The sequence below is a fragment of the Archangium sp. genome (assembly GCF_045802675.1).
Taxonomy (GTDB): Bacteria; Myxococcota; Myxococcia; order Myxococcales; family Myxococcaceae; genus Archangium.
In genome coordinates, this window is record NZ_JBJMQO010000002.1 from 34087 (window position 1) to 55878 (window position 21792).

Sequence of the window (21792 nt, forward strand, 5' to 3'; positions counted from 1 at the left end):
CTCTACGCGTGCGCTTCCTCGTGCCGGCCGCCGTGGGGCCGCTCGTCATGCGGTGCTGGCCGCTGGCGCTCGGCCTTCTGGCGTGCGCGGAGGCTCGCCCAGACGGAGAGGCCGATGCACACCACGATGATGCCCACCGACACCAGCGGCGGAAGCTGAATCCACTCCGAGCCGATCATCTTCAACCCGGCGAAGGCGAGCACCGCGGCGAGCCCCCAGTGCAGGTAGCGCAGCTCGTGCACCGTCTTGGCCAGCGCGATGTAGAGCGCGCGCAGCCCGAGGATGGCGAAGACATTGGACGTGTAGACGACGAAGAGGTTGTGGCTCACCGACAGCGCCGCCGGCACCGAGTCGATGGCGAAGGCCACGTCCGACAGCTCGATGGCGAGCAGCGCGAGCAGCAGCGGCGTCGCCTGCCACTTGCCGTCCACGTGCTTGAAGAATTGCTTTCCCTGGTACTCCGTCGTCACGGGCAGGCGCCGCTCCAACCACTCGACGACCTTGTTGTCCGACTCCTCCGAGGGATGGCGGCGCGCCACGCGCCAGGCGGCCACGAGCAGGATGGTGCCGAAGATGTAGACGACCCAGTGCCAGCGCTCGAGCGCCTCCAGGCCCAGGATGATGAACAGGGCGCGGAACACGAGCGCCCCGAAAATCCCCCAGAAGAGCACCCGGCGCTGCTTGTCCCCGGGCACGTTGAGGCTGGAGAAGATGACGAGGAAGACGAACAGGTTGTCCAGGCTGAGGCTCTTCTCGATGAGGTAGGCGCCCAGGTACTCCTGCGCGGCGGTGCCGCCGTGCCTCGCCCAGACGAAGCCCGCGAAGGACAGGCCCACGAGCACCCATGCGGCACTCCAGGCATACGCCCCCTTCTTCGTCTCCCCACTCTTCGTGCGGTGGGCGAGCAGGTCGATGAAGATCATCGCCAGCACGGCCACTCCGAAGAGGCCCCACTCCCAGACGGCGACGGGGGTGGAGTTCATTCAGCGCTCCAGTCCATGGGGGCAAGCTGACAATCCGGGACCCCTTCCACAACCTGGGGTCCCCGTCGCTCGCCACCCCCGAGGAGCACTTCCTCCGGGGCCTGCGGCGGACGTGGCGTTCGCCCGCTCGCCCCCCCGGTGTCCGCCCTGCGCGCTCAGCGGTGCGGGGACTCGGACGGCGCGGGCTCGAGGGCCACGGGCTCCAGCGGCTCGGCCAGCGTCAGTCCCATCACCCGCGCGTAGAAGGCCAGCTCGGCCTCGAGGGCCTTCTTGAGCTCGGAGGTGGAGCGCGGGCCGTGGGGCTCGCCGTCCACGGACAGCAGTGCCGTGGGCACGCCATTGGCGCGCAGCTTGCGCACCATCTCCTCCGTCTCGCGCTGCGGCACCCGCGCGTCCTGCCGGCCCTGGATGAAGAGCAGCGGGCTGCGCTTGATGTTCTCCATGTGGAAGCAGGGCGAGCGGTCCTGCAACAGCTGCCGGGACTCGGGGAGGGGCCCGAGCATCTGGTCCAGGTAGTGGGCGTCGAACTTGTCCGAATGCTCGGTGAGCGTCTCCAGGTTGGCGATGCCGCCAAGGCTCGTGCCGCAGCGGAGGATGTCGCGGAAGGCCAGCAGCGACAGCGTGGTGTAGCCGCCCAAGCCGCTGCCGCGCGCCACCAGCCGCTTCGCGTCCGCCTTGCCCTCCTGCACCAGCCGCAGCGCGGCGTTGGCGCAGTCATCCACGTCCATCACGCCCCAGTTGCCGTAGAGCGACAGGCGGTAGTCGCGGCCGTAGCCGGTGCTGCCCCGGTAGTTGACGTCCACCACCGCGAAGCCCCGGCTGGTGAAGTACTGGAGGGTCCAATCCAGCTTCGTCGCCGTGGAGCCCGTGGGGCCGCCGTGGTTCATGATGAGCAGGGGCGGCTTCTCGCCCGCGGGCACGGCGCAGTGCGGATTCGTGGGCGGGTAGTACCAGGCATGCGCCTCGCCCAGCTCCGTGGTGGGGAAGTGCAGGGGCTCGCAGCGCGAGAGGTACGGGGTGAGCTCCTCGGGCAGGCGGCTGGAGGCCTTGAGCACCTGGGGCTTGCCGGACTCCATGTCCAGGCGCACCACGGAGGCGGGCTGCTCGGGGCCGCCGCCCACGAAGTACGCCGTGGCGAAGCCGCCGCGCACCTGGGAGATGTCCGTGAAGGGCGTGGGCAGCTCGGCGAACTGGCCGAGCACCACGTCCAGCCGCCCCAGCTTCCACTGGCCCTGCTCGTTGAAGGCGCACACCACGTGCCGCGGCGAGATGAAGGCGTAGGTGGACTGCGCCAGGCTCCACTGGGCCGTGCCGAACTCCGCCTTGCGCTCGAGCACCGGCACCACGCTGCGCCCCTGCAACCGGTAGAGGTTCCACCAGTTGTTGCGGTCGCTCACGAAGTACAGCTCGCCCTGGGGGGACCACTCGGGCTGGAAGATGGACTCGGTGGTGCCGCCGGCCACCAGGCGCGGGTGGTGCAGCCGGCCCTCCTCGTCCACGTCCGCCACCCACAGCTCGCAGCCGTCCCACGGCATGCAGGGGTAGTCCCAGGCGAGCCACGCCAGGCGCCGGCCATTGGGGCTGATCACGGGCGAGGAGTAGAAGTCGCGCCCCTCCGTCAACACCCTCTGCTTCTGCCCGTCGATGTCCACCGCCACCAGCGAGGCGCGCGGCTGGCCGTCCTTCAGGTTGCGCCAGTCCTCGCGCACGCACAGCACGCGGTTGCGCGTGCGATCGATGATGAGGTCTCCGAAGCGGTGCTTGCCGCCCGTCTCCGGCGTGAGGGGCACCGGCGTGCGGCCCGGGTTCACCCGGTACATCCGCTGGTCGGGGTGCGGCCCGGTGCTGGCGTGGTTGACGAAGACCACCATCCCCTCGGACACCGCGAACGAGCCCCCGCCGTGGCCGTACACGAGGCTGCGTGCGCTGTAGGTCGGCTTGCCCTCGCCTGGCGCGGGGAGGAGGTCCGCCAGGGTCCCATCCGCGGTGCGCCGGACAATCGCGTGCCGTCCCCGCTCGCCCGGGCGGAACTCCAACCAGTACACGTCATCGCCATCGACGGCCACCTCGCCCAGCGAGAGCGTCTGGGTGGCGATCATGTCGGCGCTGATGGGGGACTTCCATGAACCGCAGGGAGCCTCCCGACTCGAGATGGTCATGAGCAGGCCTTTCCTTGGAGCGCGTGAATGGAATGGGCCCTGGTTCTAGCACTCCGGCACGACGCCTCGTGCCGGGGGCGGGAGCCCGGTTGCGTGGGGAAGTGTCGCATTTCGCGCACCCCCGGTCGAACCCCCGGCCGGAGCGGGTGGGACGGTCCGTCAGGACGGCTGGGACGCGGCGTGGGGGCGCTCAGGGCGACGGGCGCACGTTACCGGCAATCCACTGCAGGTACGGGGCGTGGCCCTCCGTCACGTCCAGCCGCAGCACCTCGGGGCACTGGTAGGGGTGCAGCGCCACCACGCGCGCGCGCAGGGCCTCGAAGAGCGGAGCACGCGTCTTGAGGATGAGCAGCACCTCCGGCTCGTCGTGCACCTTGCCTTCCCAGCGGTAGATGGAGCGCAGGCCGGGCACGAGGTTGCCGCACGCCGCGAGCTCCTCCTCCACCAACGTGCGGGCGAGCTCCGCGGCCTTGTCGGCCGTGGGCGCGGTGACGAAGACGACGATGGCATCGGTCATGGGGCCTCCCTTACCCGTCTATTCAAGTGCGCGGAAGGGGCCGCCAATTCCTCACATCCCTACATCTCGATTCGTGAGAGTTTTTATCCGGACAGATGATTCCCCATGTCCGGCGTGGAATGTTTTGCCTGTCTTAAACCTGTCTTTCAAATGCTGTGGACTGGGAGGCCACACCCCCGCGGTGGGCTCCTGTCCGACCACGCGCGAGGACGGGGCATCGTCGGATAGCCAACGCTGCATTCGCCTGGGATTGCAGGGGCGGTGGGCGGAGTGCGCCCTTCTCGACGAAAGAGTGTCCGCTAGCTTCCACGGGGCGTGGCCGGGCCCTGGGGACAGTAGGCGAGCAGGCACAGTTTCCCGTATTCCATTTCCTGTTGGTTTCACACAGTGCTCCTGGATTCCTTGCACCCGTCAAGGAATGGGAGACCGGGGTTCGGGTCCAGAGAGCCGCACGGGATTCATGGGGGGAATCACGGCATGTCACTCACCACGCATGTGCTGTCCCATCAGTCCGGGGTGTCCGCGGAGCCGTCGCGCAAGGTGCTGCTCGTGGACCAGGCCAAGGAGCTGCGGTTGTACCTGACGGCCCTCTTGCGCAGCGTGGGCTGCGAGGTGGTGTCGGTGGACAACCTGCTGGCGGCCCGCGCCGAGCTGAGCCGCTTCCGTCCGCTGATGGTGGTGATGGACTGGCGGGCGCTGCCGCCCGAGGGCGGGCCCGGCTTCGGGGCGCTGCGCGGCCACCCGCAGAATGGGGACGTGCCCCTGCTCGTGGTGGCGGGGGACCACACGCCGGCGGAGCTGCTGGAGACGTGCGTGCAGGGCGGGGCGGAGGACTGCCTGCTCGGCCCGGTGCGTATCACCGAGCTGCAGGCGCGCATCGACGTGCTGCGCGAGAGGTCGCCCGGGCCCTCGTACCGTCTGGTGGAGCGGCGCACCCCGCGCACCGTGCTGCTGGTGGGCGAGGAGCCCGGCGCGCACGACGGCCTGGGTGCCCACCTCGAGGCGTGCGGCCACCACCTGCTGTACGCCGCCACCCCCGAGCGCGCCGTGGCCCGGGTGGCCGAGTACGGCGAGCCCATCCACCTGCTGCTGGTGCGCACCCCCGTCACCTCGGCCGAGGAGCTGATGCGCGTGGAGCACCTGCGCACCGGCACGCGCCTGGGCCGGGTGCACACCGTGGTGGTGACGGAAGGCGAGGTCACCGCGGCGCCCATGCTCGGGCAGGTCTGGCTGAGCGCGCGCACCCTGGCCCCGCGCCACCTGCTCTCCCGCATCAACGGCTTCTTGCAGCGCAACACGGTGGCGCTCCTGGTGGACGAGCGCGTGCCCTTCGTGTGCCCCGTGGAGTTCCGCGAGGTGGGCAGCTACTCCTGGTCCTCCTGCTACTCCAGCGCGCTCAGCCCGGGCGCCCTCTTCGTGCGCACGCTGGTGCCCGCCCGCCCCGGCGCCGCGCTCGAGCTGCGCATCCACCTGCCCACCACGCGCGAGGTGCTCGAGGGCCCCGGCCTCGTCTCCTGGTCCAACCCCTACGCGCCCCGCCGCACCGCCTCCTATCCGCTCGGCATGGGGGTGCAGTTCCTGGGCATGAGCCCCCGGCGCCTCATGCAGCTGCGCGAGCTCATCCGCGCCAGCAGCCCCCTCATCTGAGCCCGCCTCTCCGCCACCCCTTCCTCCCTCCCGGAGGCACGCCATGCCCAAGAAGAAGATCCTCCTCGTGGATGACTCCAGCACCGTGCTGCTGCTGCACCGGATGATGCTGGACCACTGCGGCTACGAGCTGCTCACCGCGCGCGATGGCCAGGAGGCGCTCGACAAGGCCACCACCGAGCGGCCGGACCTCATCTTCCTGGACGTCCTCATGCCGCGCATGGACGGCTTCCAGACGTGCCGCGCCCTGCGCTCGCGCGCGGAGACGCGCAACGTGCCCATCATCCTCGTGACGACGCGCGGCGAGCCCCACTACGTGCGCCAGGGCTTCGAGAGCGGCTGCACCGACTACATCACCAAGCCCTTCGATGGCGAGGAGCTGCTGGCCAAGGTGCGTGGCCACCTCGAGGAGGCCCGCCGGACATGAGAGAGCCGCTCCACTGGGAGAACGAGACCCTGCGCGCGGAGGTGGCCAGCCTGCGCGCGGAGAACGAACGGCTGAAGGCCTCGCTCGCCCGGCACGAGGAGGACGAGCAGTGGCGCGCCCAGCGCCAGGGCCTGGTGGAGGCGGAGCTCGCCCACCTGGTGCGCCTGCGCGTGGCCTCCCAGCGGCTGCACGAGTCGCTCGAGCCCCCGGAGCTGATGGCCATCCTCATGGACCTGGTCGTCAACCTCGTGGGCTCCGAGACGCTGGGCATCTTCGAGCTGGAGCACGAGCGCCGCGAGCTGGTGCTGCGCGCCTCGCTGGGAATCGACGCCGAGCGCTTCCGCCGGCTGCCGCTGGGCGAGGACTCCCTCGGCCACTCCGCCCGAACGGGTTCTCCCTGGCTGGCGGACCTCATGGACGAGGCGAGCGCTCAAAACCAGACAGAATCCGGCCCGCGCGCGTGTGTGCCCCTGCGACTGGGGAGCCACGTCCTGGGGATGATGGTGCTGTTCGGGCTGCTGCCCCACAAACCCCGCCTCGAGCCCGAGGACCGCGAGCTGCTGGAGCTGCTCGCCACGCAAGGGGCGAGGGCCTTGTACTGCGCTCGCGGACTGTCCGCGGGCCGGCCGTCCTGAGAAGGGGCGGCGACTTCCCGGGAGGGGGGACACCATTGGAACTGGACCGCGAGCGGCTGCTCGCCACCTTCGCCGAGGAATCCGGAGAGCTGCTCACGGAGATGGAGGAGGCGCTCGTCTCCCTGGAGGAGCACCCGGACGAGGAGCGGCTGCGGTCCATCTTCCGGGGCGCGCACACGGTGAAGGGCGCGGCGGCGGCGCTGGGCTTCTCGGGGATGACGGACGTGTCGCACGTGCTGGAGGACGTGCTGGAGACGCTGCTGGAGCGGCGGCTGCCGGTGTCGGACGAGCACGTGACGCTGCTGCTCGCGACGGTGGACCGGCTGCGCGAGCTGCTGGACGCGGTGCTCGCGGGGGAGGAGCGGCCGGCGCAGGAGGAGACGGAGCTGGTGGGGCGGCTGCGCGCGTGCAGCGAGGCGCTGCGCCAGCAGGAGGCGCGCCGGGCCGTGTACGCCGCGCCGGTGGAGGAGCACGCGGTGGAGGCGGGAGGGCGGCGCGGGCGCACGCTGCGCGTGGACGTGGAGAAGCTGGATCGCATCGCCATCCTCACCGGGGAGCTGGCGATTGCGCGCACGCGGCTGGCGCAGGTGCTGGTGACGGGCACGGCGGAGCAGGCGCTGGAGGTGCACCGCGAGGCGGACCGGCTGCACGAGGAATTGCAGGAAGAGGTGATGCGGGTGCGGATGGTGCCGGTGGGCCCGCTCTTCCGGCAGCAGCGGCGCACGGTGAGGGACTTGACGCGCACGGAGCGCAAGTGGGCGCGGCTGGTGCTGGAGGGCGAGGAGGTGGAGGTGGACACGGCGCTGGTGGAGGGCCTGCGCGAGCCGCTGCTGCACCTGGTGCGCAACGCGGTGGACCACGGCCTGGAGACGCCGGAGGAGCGGCGCGCGGCCGGTAAGGAGGCGTGCGGCACGCTGGTGCTGAGGGCCTTCCACGAGCCGGGCTCGCTGGTGGTGGAGCTGGCGGATGACGGCCGGGGCCTGCGCTACGAGCGGCTGCGGCAGAAGGCGCGCGGGCTGGGCCTGGAGCCCGAGCGGATGACGATGGAGGAGCTGGAGGAGCTCGTCTTCCTGCCGGGGCTCTCCACGGCGGAGAGGGTGACGGAGGTGTCCGGGCGCGGGGTGGGCATGGACGTGGTGCGCCGGAGCGTGGGGGCGCTGCGCGGCCTGGTGTCGCTGCGCAGCCAGGAGGGCCAGGGCACCACGGTGACGCTGCGGGTGCCGCTGACGCTGGCCACGATTCAAGGCTTCTCCGTGGGCGTGGGCGAGGAGACGTACGTGCTGCCGCTGGAGGCGGTGCGCGAGTGTCTGGAGTTGCCGGCGGAGCGCCGCGGGCAGGAGGGGACGGGCGTGTTGAACCTGCGGGGCCGCCCGCTGCCCTACCTGCGGCTGCGCGAGCTGCTGGGCGTGCGGGGGCCCGCGCCGGTGCGCGAGAGCGTCGTCGTGCTGGGCCACGGCGGCAGCCGCGCGGGCCTGGTGGTGGACACCCTGTTTGGCGAGGGCCAGTGCGTCCTCAAGCCGCTGGGCCGCCTCTTCCGCCACCTGCCCGGCGTGTCGGGCTCGACCATTCTCGGCAGTGGCCGCGTGGGGCTCGTCCTGGACGTGCCCACCCTGCTGCGCACCGCCATCCGTCAGCGGGCCGCCGTGGCCTGAGGCCCCGCGTCCCCTTCCACATTCCTAGAGGAAACCATGCTCCAGAACCTCACCATCTCCCGGAAGCTGCAGCTCGGATTCGGGATGCTCGTCGCGCTGCTCGCCGCCGCCCTCTGGGGGGCCCTCGCCTTCTTCCTGGTGCTGGTGGGGGGCAACTACTACCGCTCCTATGATGTGCAGATCACCAACCTCGCCACGGGCATCCAGTTGGTCCAGATGGAGAACCGGGCGATGGAGTTCGCGCTCACGGGCGACGAGTCCCTCCTCGAGGAGTTGCCCAAGCAGCAAGCCACGGTCCTCAAGCTCCATGGCCGGTTGAAGGAGCTGATGGCCGACAACGCCCAGGTACAGGAGCCGCTGCAACAGCTCATGGACGAGTACCAGCAGCACTACCTGCCTCACGTCGCGTACCAGGTGGCGCTGCGCCGGGACGTGGACGCGGGCCGGGCCACGCGGGAGCAGCTCGCCGAGTACGTGAAGGGCGGCAAGGGGCGCAAGAGCCTGGGGCTCATGGAAGCCACGGCGATGAGCGTCATCCAGGACGAGATCACGCGCAGCAACAGTCTCCAGGCGAAGGCCGGCGCGCAGGTGGCCTTCATCAAGAGCATGTTGATGGGCGGCGGCCTCGTGGGGCCGCTGCTGGCGGTGCTGCTGGCGTGGGTGCTGTCGCGCAGCATCACGAGGCCGCTGCACGAGGCCGTGAGTCTCACCGGCAAGCTGGCCTCGGGAGACCTGACGGCGGCCATCGAGGTGAAGGGCCGGGACGAGACGGCGATGATGATGGCGGGGATGAGGGAGATGGTGCAGCGCTTCGGCAGCGTGCTGGGAGAGGTGAGGGGAGCGGTGGGCTCGCTGTCGGGGGCGTCGGGACAGGTGGCGGCGGCGGCGCAGGCCCTGTCGCAGGGGACGAGCATGCAGGCGGCGTCGGTGGAGGAGACGACGACGAGCCTGGAGCAGCTGAGCGCGTCCATCAGCCAGAACGCGGAGACGAGCAAGCAGCTGGAGTCGATGGCGGTGAGGGGAGCCGCGGACGCGGAGGAGAGCGGGCTGGCGGTGAATGAGACGGTGGAGGCGATGGCGGCGATTGCCGAGCGCATCTCCATCGTGGAGGAGATCGCGTACCAGACGAACCTGCTGGCGCTGAACGCGGCGGTGGAGGCGGCGAGGGCGGGGGAGCACGGCAGAGGCTTCGCGGTGGTGGCCTCGGAGGTGAGGAAGCTGGCGGAGAGGAGCCAGAAGGCGGCCAAGGAGATTGGGAGCCTGGCGGGCAGCAGCGTGAAGGTGGCGGAGCGCTCGGGGCTGCTGCTGAAGGAGTTGGTGCCCTCCATCCGCAAGACGGCGGAGCTGGTGCAGCAGGTGGCGGCGGTGTCGAGGGAGCAGGCCAGCGGAGTGGTGCAGATGAACCGGGCGATGGTGCAGGTGGACCAGGTGACGCAGCGCAACGCCTCGGCGGCGGAGGAGCTGTCGTCGACGGCGGAGGAGCTGGCGGCGCAGGCCGAGTCGCTCCAGCAGATGATGACGTTCTTCCGGGTGGTGGAGGAGGTGAGGGCGATGCACGGGCTGGTGCAGCCGATGCGCGCGCTGAGGCCTCCCCCGGTGCAACTGCAGGCGCACTCGCCCGCGCAGGGGCTGAAGGCGGTGGCACAGGCGCTGCCCTCGCAGGTGTCCCCCACGTCCTTCCCGGCGGCCCCCGAGCGCGCCGTCTCCAGCTCGGACCATGACTTCAAGCGCTTCTAGGATGAAGAGCCTCGCCATGAGCGCGAACACGAACGCATCTTCCGAGCCCACCCGTCCCGCGCAGTACCTGGGGTTCTCGCTGGCCGGCGAGACGTACGCCATCGAGCTGCTGCGCATCCGGGAAATCATCGAGCACGTGCCCATCACCCGCGTGCCGGGCATGCCTCCCGCGGTGCTGGGCGTCATCAACCTGCGGGGCCGGGTGGTGCCGGTGGTGGACCTGGCGGTGAAGATGGGAATGGGTCCTCGCCCCATCACCCGGTGGACGTGCTTCGTCATCGTCGAGGCCCTGATGGACGGCGAGCGCACCGCGCTGGGATTGCTCGCGGACTCGGTGAGCGAGGTGCTCGACCTGGGGCCGGACGACATCGAGCCGCCGCCCACCTTCGGCACGCGCGCGCCGGTGGACTACCTGCGCGGCCTGGGCCGGCGGGAGCAGCGTTTCATCCTGCTGCTGGACCTGGACCGGATGCTGTCGGCGGACGAGCTGCTGGGGCTGGTGGGCGCCGCGGCCGGTGGGGGCGCATGAGGGCGGAGGTCTCGTTGGAAGCGCCCGCGGTGCCGGGCGTGGGCCCCCTGCCGTTGACGGAGCGGGAGTTCTCCCTCTTCCAGACGCTGGTGGAGCGGGAGGCGGGCCTCCACCTGGGCCCCTCGAAGCAGGCGCTGCTGGTGGGGCGGCTGTCGCGGCGGGTGCGCGCGCTGGGGCTGGCGTCCTTTGGCGCCTACTACCGGTTCGTCACCGCGCGGGGCAACGAGGCCGAGCAGGTGCGGATGCTGGACTGCCTCTGCACCAACGAGACGCACTTCTTCCGGGAACCGGAGCATTTCGCCTTCTTGCGGCAGCGCGTCTTCCCGGAGTGGACGCGGCGCGCGGCGCAGGGGCTGATGGCCCGGCGCGTGAGGGTGTGGAGCGCGGGGTGCTCGACGGGCGAGGAGCCCTACTCGTTGGCGATGGAGCTGCTCGCGCACTTCCCACCGGGCTCGGGGTGGGAGGTGGAGGTGCTGGCGACGGACCTGTCCACGTGGGCGCTGGAGCGGGCCAGGCAGGGGCTGTGGCCGGTGGAGAAGGCGGCGGGCATTCCCCGGCCGATGCTGCGCGACTTCATGCTCAAGGGGACGCGCAGCCAGGAGGGGTGGATGAAGGCGGGGGCAGAGCTGCGCGCGGTGCTGCGCTTCGCGCGCGTCAACCTGCACGACGAGCGCGGCTGGCCGGCGGGCCCCTTCGAGCTCATCTTCTGCCGCAACGTGCTCATCTACTTCGGGGCCGAGGCGCGGGGGCGGGCGTTGAGCGCGCTGCTGCGCCGGCTGCCGCCCACGGGCCACCTCTTCCTGGGGCACGCCGAGAGCCTCACCGGCAGCGCCGAGCCCGCCCGCTGCGTGGCGCCCAACATCTACTGCGCGAAGCCTGCTCCGGCGCCAGGTGCCAGCGCTACTTGATGCGCTCCAGCGCCATGTCGAACAGCGACATCTCCAGCCGATCCATGTCCTTCTCGGCGAGCCCGTGGATGGAGAACGACACGCGGTGCGTCCCAAGCTTGCGCTGCGACGACACCATCTTCGCCCGGCCCTTCACCGGCTCCTGGTTGCCCGGCAGCCGCAGCGTGAACTCGGGCTCCTCCGAGTCCGCGGGCGGCTTGTGCATCATCACCGAGAAGCCCCCCACCGACACGTCCAGCGTCAGGGTCCTCAACGGCCCCAGGGCGAAGCTCAGGTCCACCTGCAGCCCCTGTGCTATCCGGAACGTCCGCCTCGCCGACAGCCCCGGCGCCAGGCTCATCCCCTGCGCCGCCGTCAGCGCCCTCGCGAATTGCTCGCGCGCCGCCACGTAGCGCTTCCGCTCGTCCTCTGCCAGCGGCGGCCCCTTGCGCGCTCGCGCATGGAGCGCCCGGAACTGCTCCACCCACAGATTGGCGCTCATCGCGGCCAGCCTACGGAGGCGTGATGCCCACCCGCTCCAGCGCGAAGTCGATGAGGAAGCCCTCCAGCAGCTCCATCTCCCGCTCCGTCAGGTCCAGGAACGCGAACGACGCCCGGTGCTTGTCCGCCCGCTGGAATTGCGACACCACCCGCACCCGCCCCGCCAGCGTCGACTCGTCCGGCAGGTACAACAGCGCGCTGGGCCGCTCCTTCACGTCCACCGAGTGCGGCAGCATCACCGAGAAGCCTCCCGCGGAGAGGTCCAACGTGTTCGTCCACACGTTGCCGTACGCCATCTGCAGCTCCACCGGCAGCTGGTGGGCCACCCGGTAGTGCTGGCGCGCCTCGGCTCCGTCGAGCATCAGGCCCTGGGCGTTCAACAAGGCCCGCGCGAACTGCTCGCGCGCCGCCTGGTACGCCGGACGCTCGGCCTCTCCGAGCTTGCCCTGCCGCGCCTTGGTGTGGAGCTCGCGGAACTCGTCGATGAACTGGATCACGCCCATGGTGTTCGCTCCTGTCTCCTCGTTCTTACTGAGAATTTCGCCCTCCCGCCATCAGGGAGTGGGTGTCAGTCCCAGGTTGCGCGCGGCCTCGCGGAAGGTTTCCACCGCCGGAGTGGCCCGCCGCGTCAGCTCCACGCTGCTGCGGTCCACCTGGAACAGCCCGAAGCGCGGCCCGTAGCCCTCCGCCCACTCGAAGTTGTCGATCAGGCTCCAGTGGAAGTACCCCCGGACGGGCACCCCCTCGGCCACCGCCTGCTCCACCGCGTACAGGTGGCTGCGCAGGGAGTAGGGCCGGCGCTCGCCGGTGCGGTCATCCATCCCGTTCTCCGTCACCACCAGCGGCAGCCCCAGCGCCGCGTACCTCTTGAGGAAGAGGTAGAGGCCCTCGGGGTAGAGCTCCCAGCCCAGGTCGTTCGTGTCGTGCCCGGCGGGTACGTATTTGTGGGAGAAGGAGGGCGAGGTGTCCTGCCGGACGTGGTCGCGCGTGTAGTAGTTGAGCCCGAGGTAGTCGATGGAGCCCTTGAGGTCCGGCACGTCGCGCTCGAGGGAGACGGAGCCGGGGACGAAGAGCGAGACGTGGCCGGTGCGCAGGGCCTTGGGGACGCTCTCGTTGAAGAAGTCGTCGGTGAGGCCGGCCACGGCGAGGTCGGTGGTGGAGCCGCTGGCGGGCTGGAAGACGCGCACGTGGTGGGCCAGGCCGATGAGCGTGGCGCGGCCGTCCCCATCCGCGTCCACCGTGTCGTGGGCCCGGAGCTGGCGCGCGGCGCGGGCGTGGGCCTCGATGAGGTTGGCGAGCACCCGGGCCATGGCCGCGGTGTCCTTGCGGCCCGGCGGCCAGACGCCGTCCATGTAGCCGAACACCGCGTACACGTTGGGCTCGTTGAGGGTGCACCACCAGTCCACGTCGGCGCCGAGCAGCTCGGCCACCTTGCCCGAGAAGCGCTCGAAGGCGTCCAGGTTGGCGGGGTTCTCCCAGCCGCCGGACTCGGCCACCCAGCGCGGCAGGGTGAAGTGGTAGAGCGTCACCATGGGCTCAATCCCCTGCGAGCGCAGGGTGTGGGCCCACTGGCGGTAGCGCTCGGCGGCGTCGGCGTCCCAGGCGCCCGGGGTGGGCTCCAGGCGGCTCCACTCGACGCCGAAGCGGTAGGCGTTGGCACCCAGGCGCTTCATCAACGTCACGTCCTCGTCGAAGCGGTTCCACGAGTCGGTGGCGGGGCCGGACACGCTGCGGTCCTTGATGTGGGGCGCGCCGTCCGGGAAGGCGCCGCGCTCCCAGTCGCTCCAGTCGTTGACGTTGCCGCCCTCGATTTGGTGGGCGGCGGTGGAGGTGCCGAGCAGGAAGCCGCGGGGCAGGCCCTTGCCGATGGGGGCGGCGTTCACCTTGGCCGGGTCGAAGGAGGGCCGCTCGCTGCAGCCCGCGAGCAGGGCGAGGCCGAGGAGGAGGGGGCGGACACTCATGGCTGGCCTCCGAGGCCGACGGTGAGCAGGGCGGACTGGGCATTGCCGAGGCGGAAGGCGAAGGCCTCCACGCGCAGGCTCAGGGCGGGGTTGAGGGGAATGCTCGCCCAGGCGCGGGCGCCGAGCGGCAGCACATAGGCGAGGCCCAGGCCCTTCCAGGAAGCGCCGAGGTGCGCGGGGACGAGGCCGTGCAAATCGAGCAGGCCGGCGTGCAGGTCCACGGGGCCCACGCGGTAGAGGGCCTTCAGCGAGGGGAGCACCTGGAGGCCAGGCCGGGCGGAGTAGCCAATGCCGAGCACGGGGCCACCGACGAGGCTCCAGCGCTCGCCGGTGTAGCCGACGCGGGCGGTGAGGGTGAGGCTGGCGCCGGGGCCGCCGGGGCGTAGGGGCTCGAGGGAGAGGACGCCGCCGTCGAGCGTGAGGCCGCCGAGGAGGACATGGCCCGAGACGGCCTGGGCGGCGAAGGGCTCCATCCAGGCGCCATCGCCGTAGGTGTAGCCGCCGGAGAGGGCACCGAGGTCCAGGTTCAGCTCCGCGCCGGGCAGGGCGCGCGTCGTTGGGACCGGGGGCGGCGAGTCACCGCCGGTCATTTGCGCGCGCGCGGGAGGGGCCACGGCGAGCGCGGCGAGGGCGAGCAGGAGGGAGCGCATGGGCGTCCGCACGATAACCGGGTGGACGGGGACGCCGGAAACGGAAGGCCGCGGTTTCTCTCCGGGTGTGGGCCCGCCGCGCTGGGAGAAGGAGGCGCGCGGTGGACGCCTCCTCCCAGGCTCCTAGACGAGCGTCGAGGGCGCCAGTCCCGCGTACTCCGGTCTGCCCGCTCCCGCCACGCGGGGTGATGTGGACGCGGCACGCGCCGAGCCGATGACGATGGGCGGCTCGATGAGCTCCGGTGGCGTGGCGTCCTTGTCATCGGCCACCCACTCGGGCTCGCGCACCGTCTGCCCGGGCTTCCACTCGCGAGGCACCCGGCGGATGCCCACGGGGAAGATCCACAGCTGCCCCTCCTTGTCTATCCGCAGCCGCAGGAAGTTCTTCCAGTCCGGGATGGCCAGCGCGGAGAACGCCTCGTTGGCGTGCGCGCCGAAGCCGTTGGCCGAGATGAGCAGGTACACCCCCAGAATCGTCGGCCCCAGGAGGAAGCCGCCCGCGAAGACGAGCACTGCCCCGAGCAGCTCCTGCGGCACGCTCCCGAGCCGCAGGAACGAGCCCGTGAGCGCGAAGGCCGCCCAGAACATCCAGAGCGCCGCCGCCAGGTGCGCGACTCCATGCAGCACGCCCGCCACCGCGCGTCCCCAGCCGAAGCGCGTGTCCGCGAAGACCACCAGCCCCAGCACCAGCAGCGCCGACAGCAGCACCACCCCCGGGTTGATGAGCGCCGCGCCCAGCACGCGCGACAGCTTCCACGTCACCGTGCCGCCCTCGCGCAGGTCCCCCACCTGCATCCACGCCAGCAGCAGGTAGAGGATGCCGGTGAAGAGGCCCATGGTCGGGTTGTGTCCCAGGAAGCCCAGGTTTCGCCAGCACAGCCGCCGCGATTCCTCGGGCGGAGGGAAGGCCTTTCGCGCCGTGAAGCCCTCCGGCAGCACGACGTCCTTGCGCGGCACGTGCGTCGGGTGCAGGAAGGCGCCGCCTCCTCCGGCGATGATCTTCTGCCGCCCCTCGTCGTTGGAGTGCCGCCGGTACTGGTGGAGGTCCCCCGTGAGGAACACGCTCACCTTCTTGCCCAGCACGTTCTGCTCGAGGAAGTCGAGGTTGTTGTCCAGGTACGTCCGGTCTCCCGGGGGCCGCACGTGGGCCAGCAGCCACGCGGGCTCGGCCAGGCAGAGGATGATTCTGTCGTCCGGCCCTATCTGGGTCTTCGCCAGCTCCTGGAAGTACTGCACCTGCGGCTCGTCGAGGTCCGAATCCAGCTGCATGTCCACGCCCAGCAGCCACCAGCCCCGCGGTAGCTTCACCGCGAAGTAGCTGCGCCGCTGCTCCGTCTTCCAGCCCGCCGGGCCCCGGCCCTGACAGAACAGCCGCATGAAGGACACCAGCCCGTCGTACCAGTCGTGGTTGCCCGGAATGGCGAACAGGCGCGGCGCCTGCTGCGTCTTCGGCCTCGCCGCCTCCCAGGGCCGCACCGTGCGCTCCTGGTACTCCTTCACGTCTCCCTCGGGGTACACCTCGTCCCCGCCGAAGATGAGCAGCTCGCCCGAGCGCGTCTCGTAGGCCGTGCCCGTCTCGTCCCGCAGCGACAGCGTGGGCTTGCAGACCTCCACCGCCACTTCGTACGTCGAGTCCCAGCCGTCCCCCAGGTCCGCCACGAAGTCGAACCAGAGCTCCTCACGCGGCCGGCCCGCGTCGTCCACCGAGAGGTCCGTGGGGGCCCCCTTCGGTGCCGCCAGCGCATCGAGCAACCGGCGATCCGCCTGCTCGCCAATCGTCGTCGAGATGAGCGAGCGCACCCCCGCCTTGAGCAGCACCAGCGGGTCGAACCAGGTCACCATCTTCCGCTTGGGCGGTCGCTGGACCGGGGCCGTTCCCGCTCCGGGCGTGGTGAGGACGTGTGTTTCCGAGGCCATGACTTTCTCCCCGGGGTGGTGCTCCAAAGCTGCGCGGTGTCGCCTCGTGGGGCAACGGAGCGTGACTCCGTGGAGGGGAGTGTCGGGTTTCCCGCACGCCGTGGGACGTGCCAGGAGAGCGCTCCGCCCCGGGGCTTGCCTCCCCACGTCTCGCCGACACATTGGTGGGGATTGCCACGGGCCCAGGTGCCAGGGGGTACGCCATGAATGAGTTCTCCTCGGAGTCCGAGCTGCAGCGGACGCTGCGAGCGCTCGCCTCCGCGTCCCGCTCCCATGCTCCCGAGTCGGACGAGTCCGCCGCCATCGCCCTCGCCGCGCGCGCCCTCCTCTTCCTCCACTCCCGCCAGGAGCTCGACGCCTTCCGCGACTGGCTCGAGTCGCGCGCCTCCGCTTCCACCCCCGTCCACGATTTCCCCTCCATGGCCGAGGCCCTCGGCTGGCTCGAGCTTCAGCCCGAGGCCGCCCATGGCTCCTTCGTCCAGGTGGAGCACGAGACGTATGTCATCGCGCTGGGGCCCACCGGCTCGTTCGTGCTCGTGCGCTCGGTGACGCACCACGCTCCCGCCGGGGGGTAGGTCAGAGCGACGGGTGGGAGTCTCTCGTCGCCCGCTGGCTCGCCGTCGGCAGCGTGAAGGAGAACGTGCTGCCCTGGCCCCACTCGCTCTGCGCCCAGATGCGGCCGCCGTGCGCCTCCACAATCCCCTTGGCGATGTACAGCCCCAGCCCCGTTCCCCGGCTCTCCGCGTCCTTCGCCTGCCAGTAGCGCTCGAAGACGTGCGGCAGCGCCTCGGGCTTGATGCCCGAGCCCGTGTCCCGCACCCACAGCCGGACCTCGCCCTGCTGCACCCGCGCTCCCACCGTCAGCTGTCCGCCATCCGGGGTGAACTTCACCGCGTTGCCCAGCAGGTTGCCCAGCACCTGCAACACCCGCGTCCGGTCGCACTTCACCTGGACGCCGTCGTCCTCTAGCTCCGCCGCCACCCGCAGCCCCCGTGCCTCCGCCAGCGGGCGCACGCTCTCCATCGCCTCCATCACCAGCGACGCCACGTCCTGCTCCGAGGGCTCCAGCGGCAGTCCTCCCGCTTCAATCCGCCCCCAGTCCAGCAGGTCCGAGATGAGCCGCCCCATCCGCTCCGCCGCCGCCTGGATGCGGCCCGCCTGCTTCTGCACCTGCTCGGTGCCGGGCTTGCCCTGCGCGCCCCGCATCAGCAGCGCGGAGGCCAGCTGCACCACCCCCAGCGGGTTCTTCAAATCGTGCGACACCACCGCCAACAGGTCTTCCCGCGCCCGCGTCGCCCGCCTCGACTCACCGAAGAGCCGCGCGTTGTCGATGGCCAAGCTCGCCCGCACGCACAGGTCCTCCGCCAGCGCCAGGTCGTTGGGGCCATAGCGCCGCCCCGAGGCACTCGAGACGAACGTCACCGCCCCCAGCGTGTGCCCCCGCGCCTTGAGCGGGATGATCATGTACGAGCGCGCCTGCAGCCGGCTGAGCAGCGCCGGGTGCTCGGGCTCGCTGGCCGCCGCGCGCAAGAGCGAGTCCGTCACCGCCGGCACCAGCTCCGGCTCGCCCGTGTGCAGCACGCGCAGCACGCCCACCGGGGCCTCGCGCCGCTCGAAGCGCCGGGCCAGCGCACGGGCCTGCTCGGCCTGCGTGGGGTCCAGGTGCGCCACCGCCACGCGCGACACCCACGGGCCCTGCTCCACCGCGTCCACCAGGCACCAGTCCGCCAGGTCCGGCACCGCCAGGTGCGCCAGCAGCGTGTACATGCCCTGGGGGTCGGGCGGGTGGGCGAAGAGCGTCGTCATCGCCTGGTAGAGGAAGGACTGGCGGCGCTCGGCGGCCTCCACCTCGGCGCGCGAGGCCTGCTCCAGCGCCAGGGCCCGCGAGTACACCGCCTCGGCCTCGGTGAGCGGGCGCACCGTCACCAGCATCCGCGCCGGGCCCGCGCCGTCCCCCGCCGGGGTGAAGCAGAAGGAGTGCGGCCGGGGGCCCGTGCCGCTCGGCCAGGTGGCCACCACCGCGTGCGAGCCTCCCGTGGCCCGCGCCACGTCGAGCCCGGACTCCAACAGGGCGCCTTCCTCGGCCCCCAGCGCGAGCCGGGCCCAGGGCTGCCCCGCGAGCAGCTCCGCGGGCATGCCCAGCACCCGCGCGCCCGCCGCGCTGCAGGCCAATATCCGGCCCGCCTCGTCCAGCAGGTAGGCCGGCTCGGGCAGGGCCTTGAAGGCCATCTCGAATCCCGACAGGGGCTGGCTCATGGTGTCGCCACAACGGGCGTGGGGGCGCTCCTCTTCATTTCATGTCGCCCGGGCACCGTCCATCCAGACGGGCGGCCGCCCTGGCGAGCGTCACTTCCAAGATAATGGGCACCCCCCATGATGCATCCCCCTATCCCGCTTGCTCGCCCTCAAGCCCGGCGAGCTCCCGGAAGCGCCGGGAGAAGGCACCCAGGGGGAGCACCTCGTCGGCGACTCCGGCCGACACCGCCACACCGGGCATGCCGTAGACGACGCTCGTCGCCTCGTCCTGGGCCAGCACCAGCCCCCCCGATTGCTGTACCTCCCGCAAACCGTCCAGACCGTCCTGCCCCATCCCGGTGAGGACCACGGCGGCCAGGGAAGGGCCCAGCACCCGGGTCGCCGAGCGGAAGAGCCACGTCCCGGAGGGCCGGAAGCCCCCCACCGGGGCCGCGTTGGACACCTCCACCCGCCTGTCCGCCCGCACCCCGAGGTGCCGGTCATCCGGGGCGATGTAGACGACGCCGGGGCGCGGCTCCTCGCCGTCCTCGGCCACCTTCACCGAGAGGGGGCACACGCTGTCGAGCCACGTGGCCAGGCCGGTGGCGAAGCCCAGGGCGATGTGCTGCACCACGAGGATGGGCAGGGGGTAGTCGGCGGGCAGCTCCGAGAGGATGCGGTGCAGCGCCGCGGGGCCCCCGGTGGAGGCGGCGATGGCGAGCAGCGCGGGCCTGCCCCGGCGCACGGCCACCACGGTGGGCCGGGGCGCGGGGGCCTCGTCGCGCGAGGGCCAGTGGCGAATCACCTTCACCGCGGCCATGGCCTTCACCGTGTCGCGCAGCCGGCGGGCCTCGTCCTCGAAGCCGGGGGCCTGCGGACCCACCAGCTTCTGCAGCACCGCGAGCGCCCCCGAGCGCAGCGCCGCCATGGACGTCTGGATGTCGCGCTCCACCAGCGTGGACACCACCACCACGGGCGTGGGCACCTCCGTCATGATGCGACGGGTGGCCTCCAGCCCATCCATGTTCGGCATCTGGATGTCCATGGTGACCAGGTCCGGGCGCAGGCGGCGCGTGAGCTCGAGCGCCTCCACGCCATCCCGGGCCTCGCCCACCACCTCGAAGGAGGAGTCGGCGCGCAGGATTTCCACCAGCAGGCGCCGGGCGGTGGGGGAGTCTTCGGCGACGAGGACACGGAGCTTCGCTGTCGTCATAGGAGCTGCCTCAAGGTCTCCAGCAGGTGGGTCTGGTCGAACGCGCTCTTCACCAGGTAGGCACTGGCGCCCACGTGGAGGCCGCGGGCCTTGTCCTCGGGCTTGGAGCGGGCGGTGACGAGGACGATGGGCAGGCGGCCGAAGCGAGGAGAGCCGCGGATGGCCTCGGTGAGGGCGAAGCCGTCCATGCGCGGCATCTCCACGTCGGAGACGATGGCCTCGGCGCCCTCGGCCTGCAGCCGCTCCCAGGCCTCCTGGCCGTCCACGCACGCGAGCACGTCATAGCCGGCGGCCTCGAGGATGCTCTGCTCCAGGGCGCGCGTCGTCATGGAGTCGTCGGCGAGGAGCACGCGCACGCGGGCCTTCTTCTCCTCGGGGGCGGGGAAGAGGCCGGCGGAGAGGGTGCGGCCCTCGGCGGCGCGCACCAGCGAGGGGGCGTTGAGCAGCGGGGCCATGCGCCCGTCCGGCAGCACCGCCACGCCCGACACATGGCGCGCACGGCGGATGCGCGGGCCAAGGCCGCGGATGAGCACCTCCTGCTCGGCCACCACGTCGTCCACCACGAGCACGGCGCGCAGCTCGCCCGAGGCCAGCACCATGGCACCGGGGCGCGGGCGCGGGGACTCCGCCACGGGCAGGCCGAGCACCGTGGCGAGCGAGGCCAGCGGCACCAGCGTCCGGGGCGTCACCCACAGCTGCCGGCCCTCCACCACGCGCACGTCCTCGGGGCCCAGGCGCAGCAGGCGCTCCACGCTCTCGCCCGCCACCGCGAAGGTGTGCCCGCCCGCCGTCACCAGCAGCACCCGCAGCGTGCTGAGCGTCAGGGGCACGTCCAGGACGAAGCGCGTGCCCTGGCCCGGCTCGTACGCCACGTCCACGCTGCCGCGCAGCGCCTCCACCTGCGAGCGCACCACGTCCAGCCCCACGCCCCGGCCGGACACGCTCGTCACCGACTCGGCGGTGGACAGGCCGGACATGAAGATGAGCCGTGCGTCCCCCGCGTCCCCGAGCACCGGCAGCCTCCGGGCCCGGGCCTTCTCGCGGATGGAGGCCAGGTCCAGGCCCCGCCCGTCGTCCTCCACCACCACCTGCACCCGGCCCCCGAGCAGCCGCGCGGTGAGCGTCACCCGGCCCTCCTCGGGCTTGCCCGCCTCGCGCCGCGCCACCGGCGTCTCCACCCCGTGCGCCACCGCGTTGCGCACCAGGTGCAGCAGCGGCTCGCGCAGGCCCTGCAGCAGCGAGCGGTCCAACTCCAGCGCGCCGCCATGCACCTCCAGCCGCACCCGCTTGCCCGCCGAGAGTGCCAGGTCCCTCACGTGGCGCTCCAACCCCGCGCACGCCTCGGCGAAGGGCAGGGTGCGCGCGCGGCGCACTTCCTCGTCCAGCCCGCTCGTGGCCTGCAGCAGCGTGCGCCGGTCCGCCGCGAGCGCCCGGCCGAGCTGCGCCAGCCGCGTCTCCAGCCGCCGCGCCAGGGCCTCCTCCTCGCCCCTCGAGCGCAGGCGCAGGTGGTGCAGCTCCTCGTGGAGGGCCTCCACCAGCTCCACGCGCCCCTCCATGCGCAGGCCCGCCACGCGCAGCTCGCCGCTGCGGGCCAGCAGGGAGTCCAGCTTCTGGGCGGACACGCGCACCGGCAGCCCCTCGGCTCCGGGAGTGGGGAGCTCCGGGGGCGGCGCGGGCGGCGGCTCGGGCACGGGAGCACGCGGCGGCCGCGGAGCGGGGGGACTGGCCTGGGGTGGCTCGGGGGATTGGGCCGCCTGCTCCAGCCGGGGCAACAGGGCCTCCAGCGGCGAGCCGTGCATGTCCTGCTTCTGCGCCAGCCTGCGGCCCGCGTCGTCCAGCGCGTCCGCGGTGGTGAAGCCCAGCTCCATCAGCTCCGGGGGCGCGCGGCCCAGGCGCTGCACCGTCGCCAGCACCTCCTCCAACCGGTGGCAGGCCGACTCGATGACGCCCACGCTCACCGCCCGCGAGGCCCCCTTCACGCTGTGCACCGTGCGCAGCAGCGAGGTCATCAGCTCGGCGAAGCGCGCCGGAGTGGGCGTCTTCTCCAGCGCGAGCAGGTCCCGGTTGAGCGCGGCCACGTGTCCCTCGAGCTCCTCGAGGAAGGTGGCCATGAGCGCCTGGGCGAGCCTGTCGCGATCCATG

The 21792-nt window shown here is 71.8% G+C and carries 19 protein-coding genes; 8 read left to right on the plus strand and 11 right to left on the minus strand.

All coding sequences use genetic code 11. The features are described 5' to 3' along the window. Positions 1-2: 2 nt before the first annotated feature. The 3 genes from ACJ8AN_RS00180 to cutA all read right to left on the minus strand — a co-directional run bounded on the left by ACJ8AN_RS00180 (position 3) and on the right by cutA (position 3659). Complete coding sequence (locus tag ACJ8AN_RS00180) at positions 3-983, minus strand: TerC/Alx family metal homeostasis membrane protein (RefSeq protein ID WP_407753123.1); 981 nt, start codon at positions 981-983, stop codon at positions 3-5. Positions 984-1138: 155 nt separating this feature from the next. Continuing rightward, on the minus strand, positions 1139-3142 hold the full coding sequence (locus ACJ8AN_RS00185; protein WP_407753124.1) for a S9 family peptidase: 2004 nt from the start codon (positions 3140-3142) through the stop codon (positions 1139-1141). 190 nt (positions 3143-3332) lie between these two features. Then, the gene (cutA, locus tag ACJ8AN_RS00190) at positions 3333-3659 is read right to left on the minus strand and encodes a divalent-cation tolerance protein CutA (protein WP_407753125.1); all 327 of its coding nucleotides are present in this window, start codon (positions 3657-3659) and stop codon (positions 3333-3335) included. Between the two features lie 477 nt (positions 3660-4136). On the opposite strand from cutA, the gene ACJ8AN_RS00195 reads away from it, so the two are divergent. The 7 genes from ACJ8AN_RS00195 to ACJ8AN_RS00225 are packed head-to-tail and all read left to right on the plus strand — an operon-like array spanning position 4137 to position 11194. Next, entirely contained in the window at positions 4137-5306 is a 1170-nt protein-coding gene (locus tag ACJ8AN_RS00195; RefSeq protein WP_407753126.1) for a response regulator, read from the plus strand. 43 nt (positions 5307-5349) lie between these two features. Further along, positions 5350-5733, plus strand: coding sequence for a PleD family two-component system response regulator (locus tag ACJ8AN_RS00200; RefSeq protein ID WP_407753127.1), 384 nt, complete (start codon positions 5350-5352; stop codon positions 5731-5733). Beyond that, positions 5730-6368 carry a GAF domain-containing protein gene (locus tag ACJ8AN_RS00205; RefSeq protein WP_407753128.1) on the plus strand — a complete coding sequence of 213 codons (639 nt, stop codon included), beginning with the start codon at positions 5730-5732 and terminating at the stop codon, positions 6366-6368. Before ACJ8AN_RS00200 ends, ACJ8AN_RS00205 begins: the two co-directional genes overlap by 4 nt. 35 nt (positions 6369-6403) lie before the next feature. Then, on the plus strand, positions 6404-8020 hold the full coding sequence (locus ACJ8AN_RS00210; protein ID WP_407753129.1) for a chemotaxis protein CheA: 1617 nt from the start codon (positions 6404-6406) through the stop codon (positions 8018-8020). Positions 8021-8056: 36 nt separating this feature from the next. Beyond that, positions 8057-9757, plus strand: a complete 1701-nt coding sequence (locus ACJ8AN_RS00215) for a methyl-accepting chemotaxis protein (protein ID WP_407753130.1) — start codon at positions 8057-8059, stop codon at positions 9755-9757. A gap of 16 nt (positions 9758-9773) precedes the next feature. After that, positions 9774-10286, plus strand: a complete 513-nt coding sequence (locus tag ACJ8AN_RS00220) for a chemotaxis protein CheW (protein WP_407753131.1) — start codon at positions 9774-9776, stop codon at positions 10284-10286. Then, positions 10283-11194: a CheR family methyltransferase gene (locus tag ACJ8AN_RS00225; protein ID WP_407753132.1), complete on the plus strand. Its 912-nt coding sequence runs from the start codon at positions 10283-10285 to the stop codon at positions 11192-11194. Before ACJ8AN_RS00220 ends, ACJ8AN_RS00225 begins: the two co-directional genes overlap by 4 nt. Here the strand turns inward: ACJ8AN_RS00225 and ACJ8AN_RS00230 are convergent. The 5 genes from ACJ8AN_RS00230 to ACJ8AN_RS00250 form a co-directional block, all read right to left on the minus strand. Further along, positions 11187-11675 (minus strand): PilZ domain-containing protein, encoded by a 489-nt coding sequence (locus tag ACJ8AN_RS00230; protein WP_407753133.1) that lies wholly within the window; start codon positions 11673-11675, stop codon positions 11187-11189. The two genes, ACJ8AN_RS00225 and ACJ8AN_RS00230, sit on opposite strands and share 8 nt — an antisense overlap. Before the next feature lie 10 nt (positions 11676-11685). Continuing rightward, positions 11686-12177: a PilZ domain-containing protein gene (locus ACJ8AN_RS00235; RefSeq protein ID WP_407753134.1), complete on the minus strand. Its 492-nt coding sequence runs from the start codon at positions 12175-12177 to the stop codon at positions 11686-11688. Between the two features lie 51 nt (positions 12178-12228). Further along, the gene (locus ACJ8AN_RS00240) at positions 12229-13635 is read right to left on the minus strand and encodes a glycoside hydrolase family 1 protein (protein WP_407753135.1); all 1407 of its coding nucleotides are present in this window, start codon (positions 13633-13635) and stop codon (positions 12229-12231) included. After that, positions 13632-14285 (minus strand): hypothetical protein, encoded by a 654-nt coding sequence (locus ACJ8AN_RS00245; protein ID WP_407753136.1) that lies wholly within the window; start codon positions 14283-14285, stop codon positions 13632-13634. The genes ACJ8AN_RS00240 and ACJ8AN_RS00245 overlap by 4 nt, the downstream gene beginning before the upstream one ends. Positions 14286-14408: 123 nt before the next feature. Further along, entirely contained in the window at positions 14409-16202 is a 1794-nt protein-coding gene (locus ACJ8AN_RS00250) for a metallophosphoesterase family protein (RefSeq protein WP_407753137.1), read from the minus strand. 203 nt (positions 16203-16405) lie between these two features. Here ACJ8AN_RS00250 and ACJ8AN_RS00255 point away from each other — a divergent pair, with 203 nt between their 5' ends. Next, entirely contained in the window at positions 16406-16777 is a 372-nt protein-coding gene (locus tag ACJ8AN_RS00255; protein WP_407753138.1) for a hypothetical protein, read from the plus strand. Position 16778: 1 nt separating this feature from the next. Here the strand turns inward: ACJ8AN_RS00255 and ACJ8AN_RS00260 are convergent, their stop codons facing one another. From ACJ8AN_RS00260 to ACJ8AN_RS00270, 3 genes are all read right to left on the minus strand, one after another. After that, positions 16779-18458 (minus strand): ATP-binding protein, encoded by a 1680-nt coding sequence (locus tag ACJ8AN_RS00260; protein ID WP_407753139.1) that lies wholly within the window; start codon positions 18456-18458, stop codon positions 16779-16781. Positions 18459-18588: 130 nt separating this feature from the next. After that, a complete protein-coding gene (gene cheB / locus ACJ8AN_RS00265; protein WP_407753140.1) occupies positions 18589-19650 on the minus strand; it encodes a chemotaxis-specific protein-glutamate methyltransferase CheB in 1062 nt (353 codons plus the stop codon). Then, positions 19647-21791 (minus strand): response regulator, encoded by a 2145-nt coding sequence (locus ACJ8AN_RS00270; RefSeq protein ID WP_407753158.1) that lies wholly within the window; start codon positions 21789-21791, stop codon positions 19647-19649. The genes cheB and ACJ8AN_RS00270 overlap by 4 nt, the downstream gene beginning before the upstream one ends. Between the last annotated feature and the right edge of the window lies 1 nt (position 21792).

Coding starts and splice junctions, on each gene's coding strand:
- ACJ8AN_RS00225 (WP_407753132.1), top strand. CDS start 10,283: ATGAGGGCGGAGGTCTCGTTGGAAGCGCCCGCGGTGCCGGGCGTGGGC.
- ACJ8AN_RS00260 (WP_407753139.1), bottom strand. CDS start 18,458: ATGAGCCAGCCCCTGTCGGGATTCGAGATGGCCTTCAAGGCCCTGCCC.
- ACJ8AN_RS00255 (WP_407753138.1), top strand. CDS start 16,406: ATGAATGAGTTCTCCTCGGAGTCCGAGCTGCAGCGGACGCTGCGAGCG.
- ACJ8AN_RS00215 (WP_407753130.1), top strand. CDS start 8,057: ATGCTCCAGAACCTCACCATCTCCCGGAAGCTGCAGCTCGGATTCGGG.
- ACJ8AN_RS00250 (WP_407753137.1), bottom strand. CDS start 16,202: ATGGCCTCGGAAACACACGTCCTCACCACGCCCGGAGCGGGAACGGCC.
- ACJ8AN_RS00235 (WP_407753134.1), bottom strand. CDS start 12,177: ATGGGCGTGATCCAGTTCATCGACGAGTTCCGCGAGCTCCACACCAAG.
- ACJ8AN_RS00220 (WP_407753131.1), top strand. CDS start 9,774: ATGAGCGCGAACACGAACGCATCTTCCGAGCCCACCCGTCCCGCGCAG.
- ACJ8AN_RS00180 (WP_407753123.1), bottom strand. CDS start 983: ATGAACTCCACCCCCGTCGCCGTCTGGGAGTGGGGCCTCTTCGGAGTG.
- cheB (WP_407753140.1), bottom strand. CDS start 19,650: ATGACGACAGCGAAGCTCCGTGTCCTCGTCGCCGAAGACTCCCCCACC.
- ACJ8AN_RS00185 (WP_407753124.1), bottom strand. CDS start 3,142: ATGACCATCTCGAGTCGGGAGGCTCCCTGCGGTTCATGGAAGTCCCCC.
- ACJ8AN_RS00245 (WP_407753136.1), bottom strand. CDS start 14,285: ATGCGCTCCCTCCTGCTCGCCCTCGCCGCGCTCGCCGTGGCCCCTCCC.
- ACJ8AN_RS00230 (WP_407753133.1), bottom strand. CDS start 11,675: ATGAGCGCCAATCTGTGGGTGGAGCAGTTCCGGGCGCTCCATGCGCGA.
- ACJ8AN_RS00270 (WP_407753158.1), bottom strand. CDS start 21,791: ATGGATCGCGACAGGCTCGCCCAGGCGCTCATGGCCACCTTCCTCGAG.
- ACJ8AN_RS00200 (WP_407753127.1), top strand. CDS start 5,350: ATGCCCAAGAAGAAGATCCTCCTCGTGGATGACTCCAGCACCGTGCTG.
- ACJ8AN_RS00205 (WP_407753128.1), top strand. CDS start 5,730: ATGAGAGAGCCGCTCCACTGGGAGAACGAGACCCTGCGCGCGGAGGTG.
- ACJ8AN_RS00240 (WP_407753135.1), bottom strand. CDS start 13,635: ATGAGTGTCCGCCCCCTCCTCCTCGGCCTCGCCCTGCTCGCGGGCTGC.
- ACJ8AN_RS00195 (WP_407753126.1), top strand. CDS start 4,137: ATGTCACTCACCACGCATGTGCTGTCCCATCAGTCCGGGGTGTCCGCG.
- cutA (WP_407753125.1), bottom strand. CDS start 3,659: ATGACCGATGCCATCGTCGTCTTCGTCACCGCGCCCACGGCCGACAAG.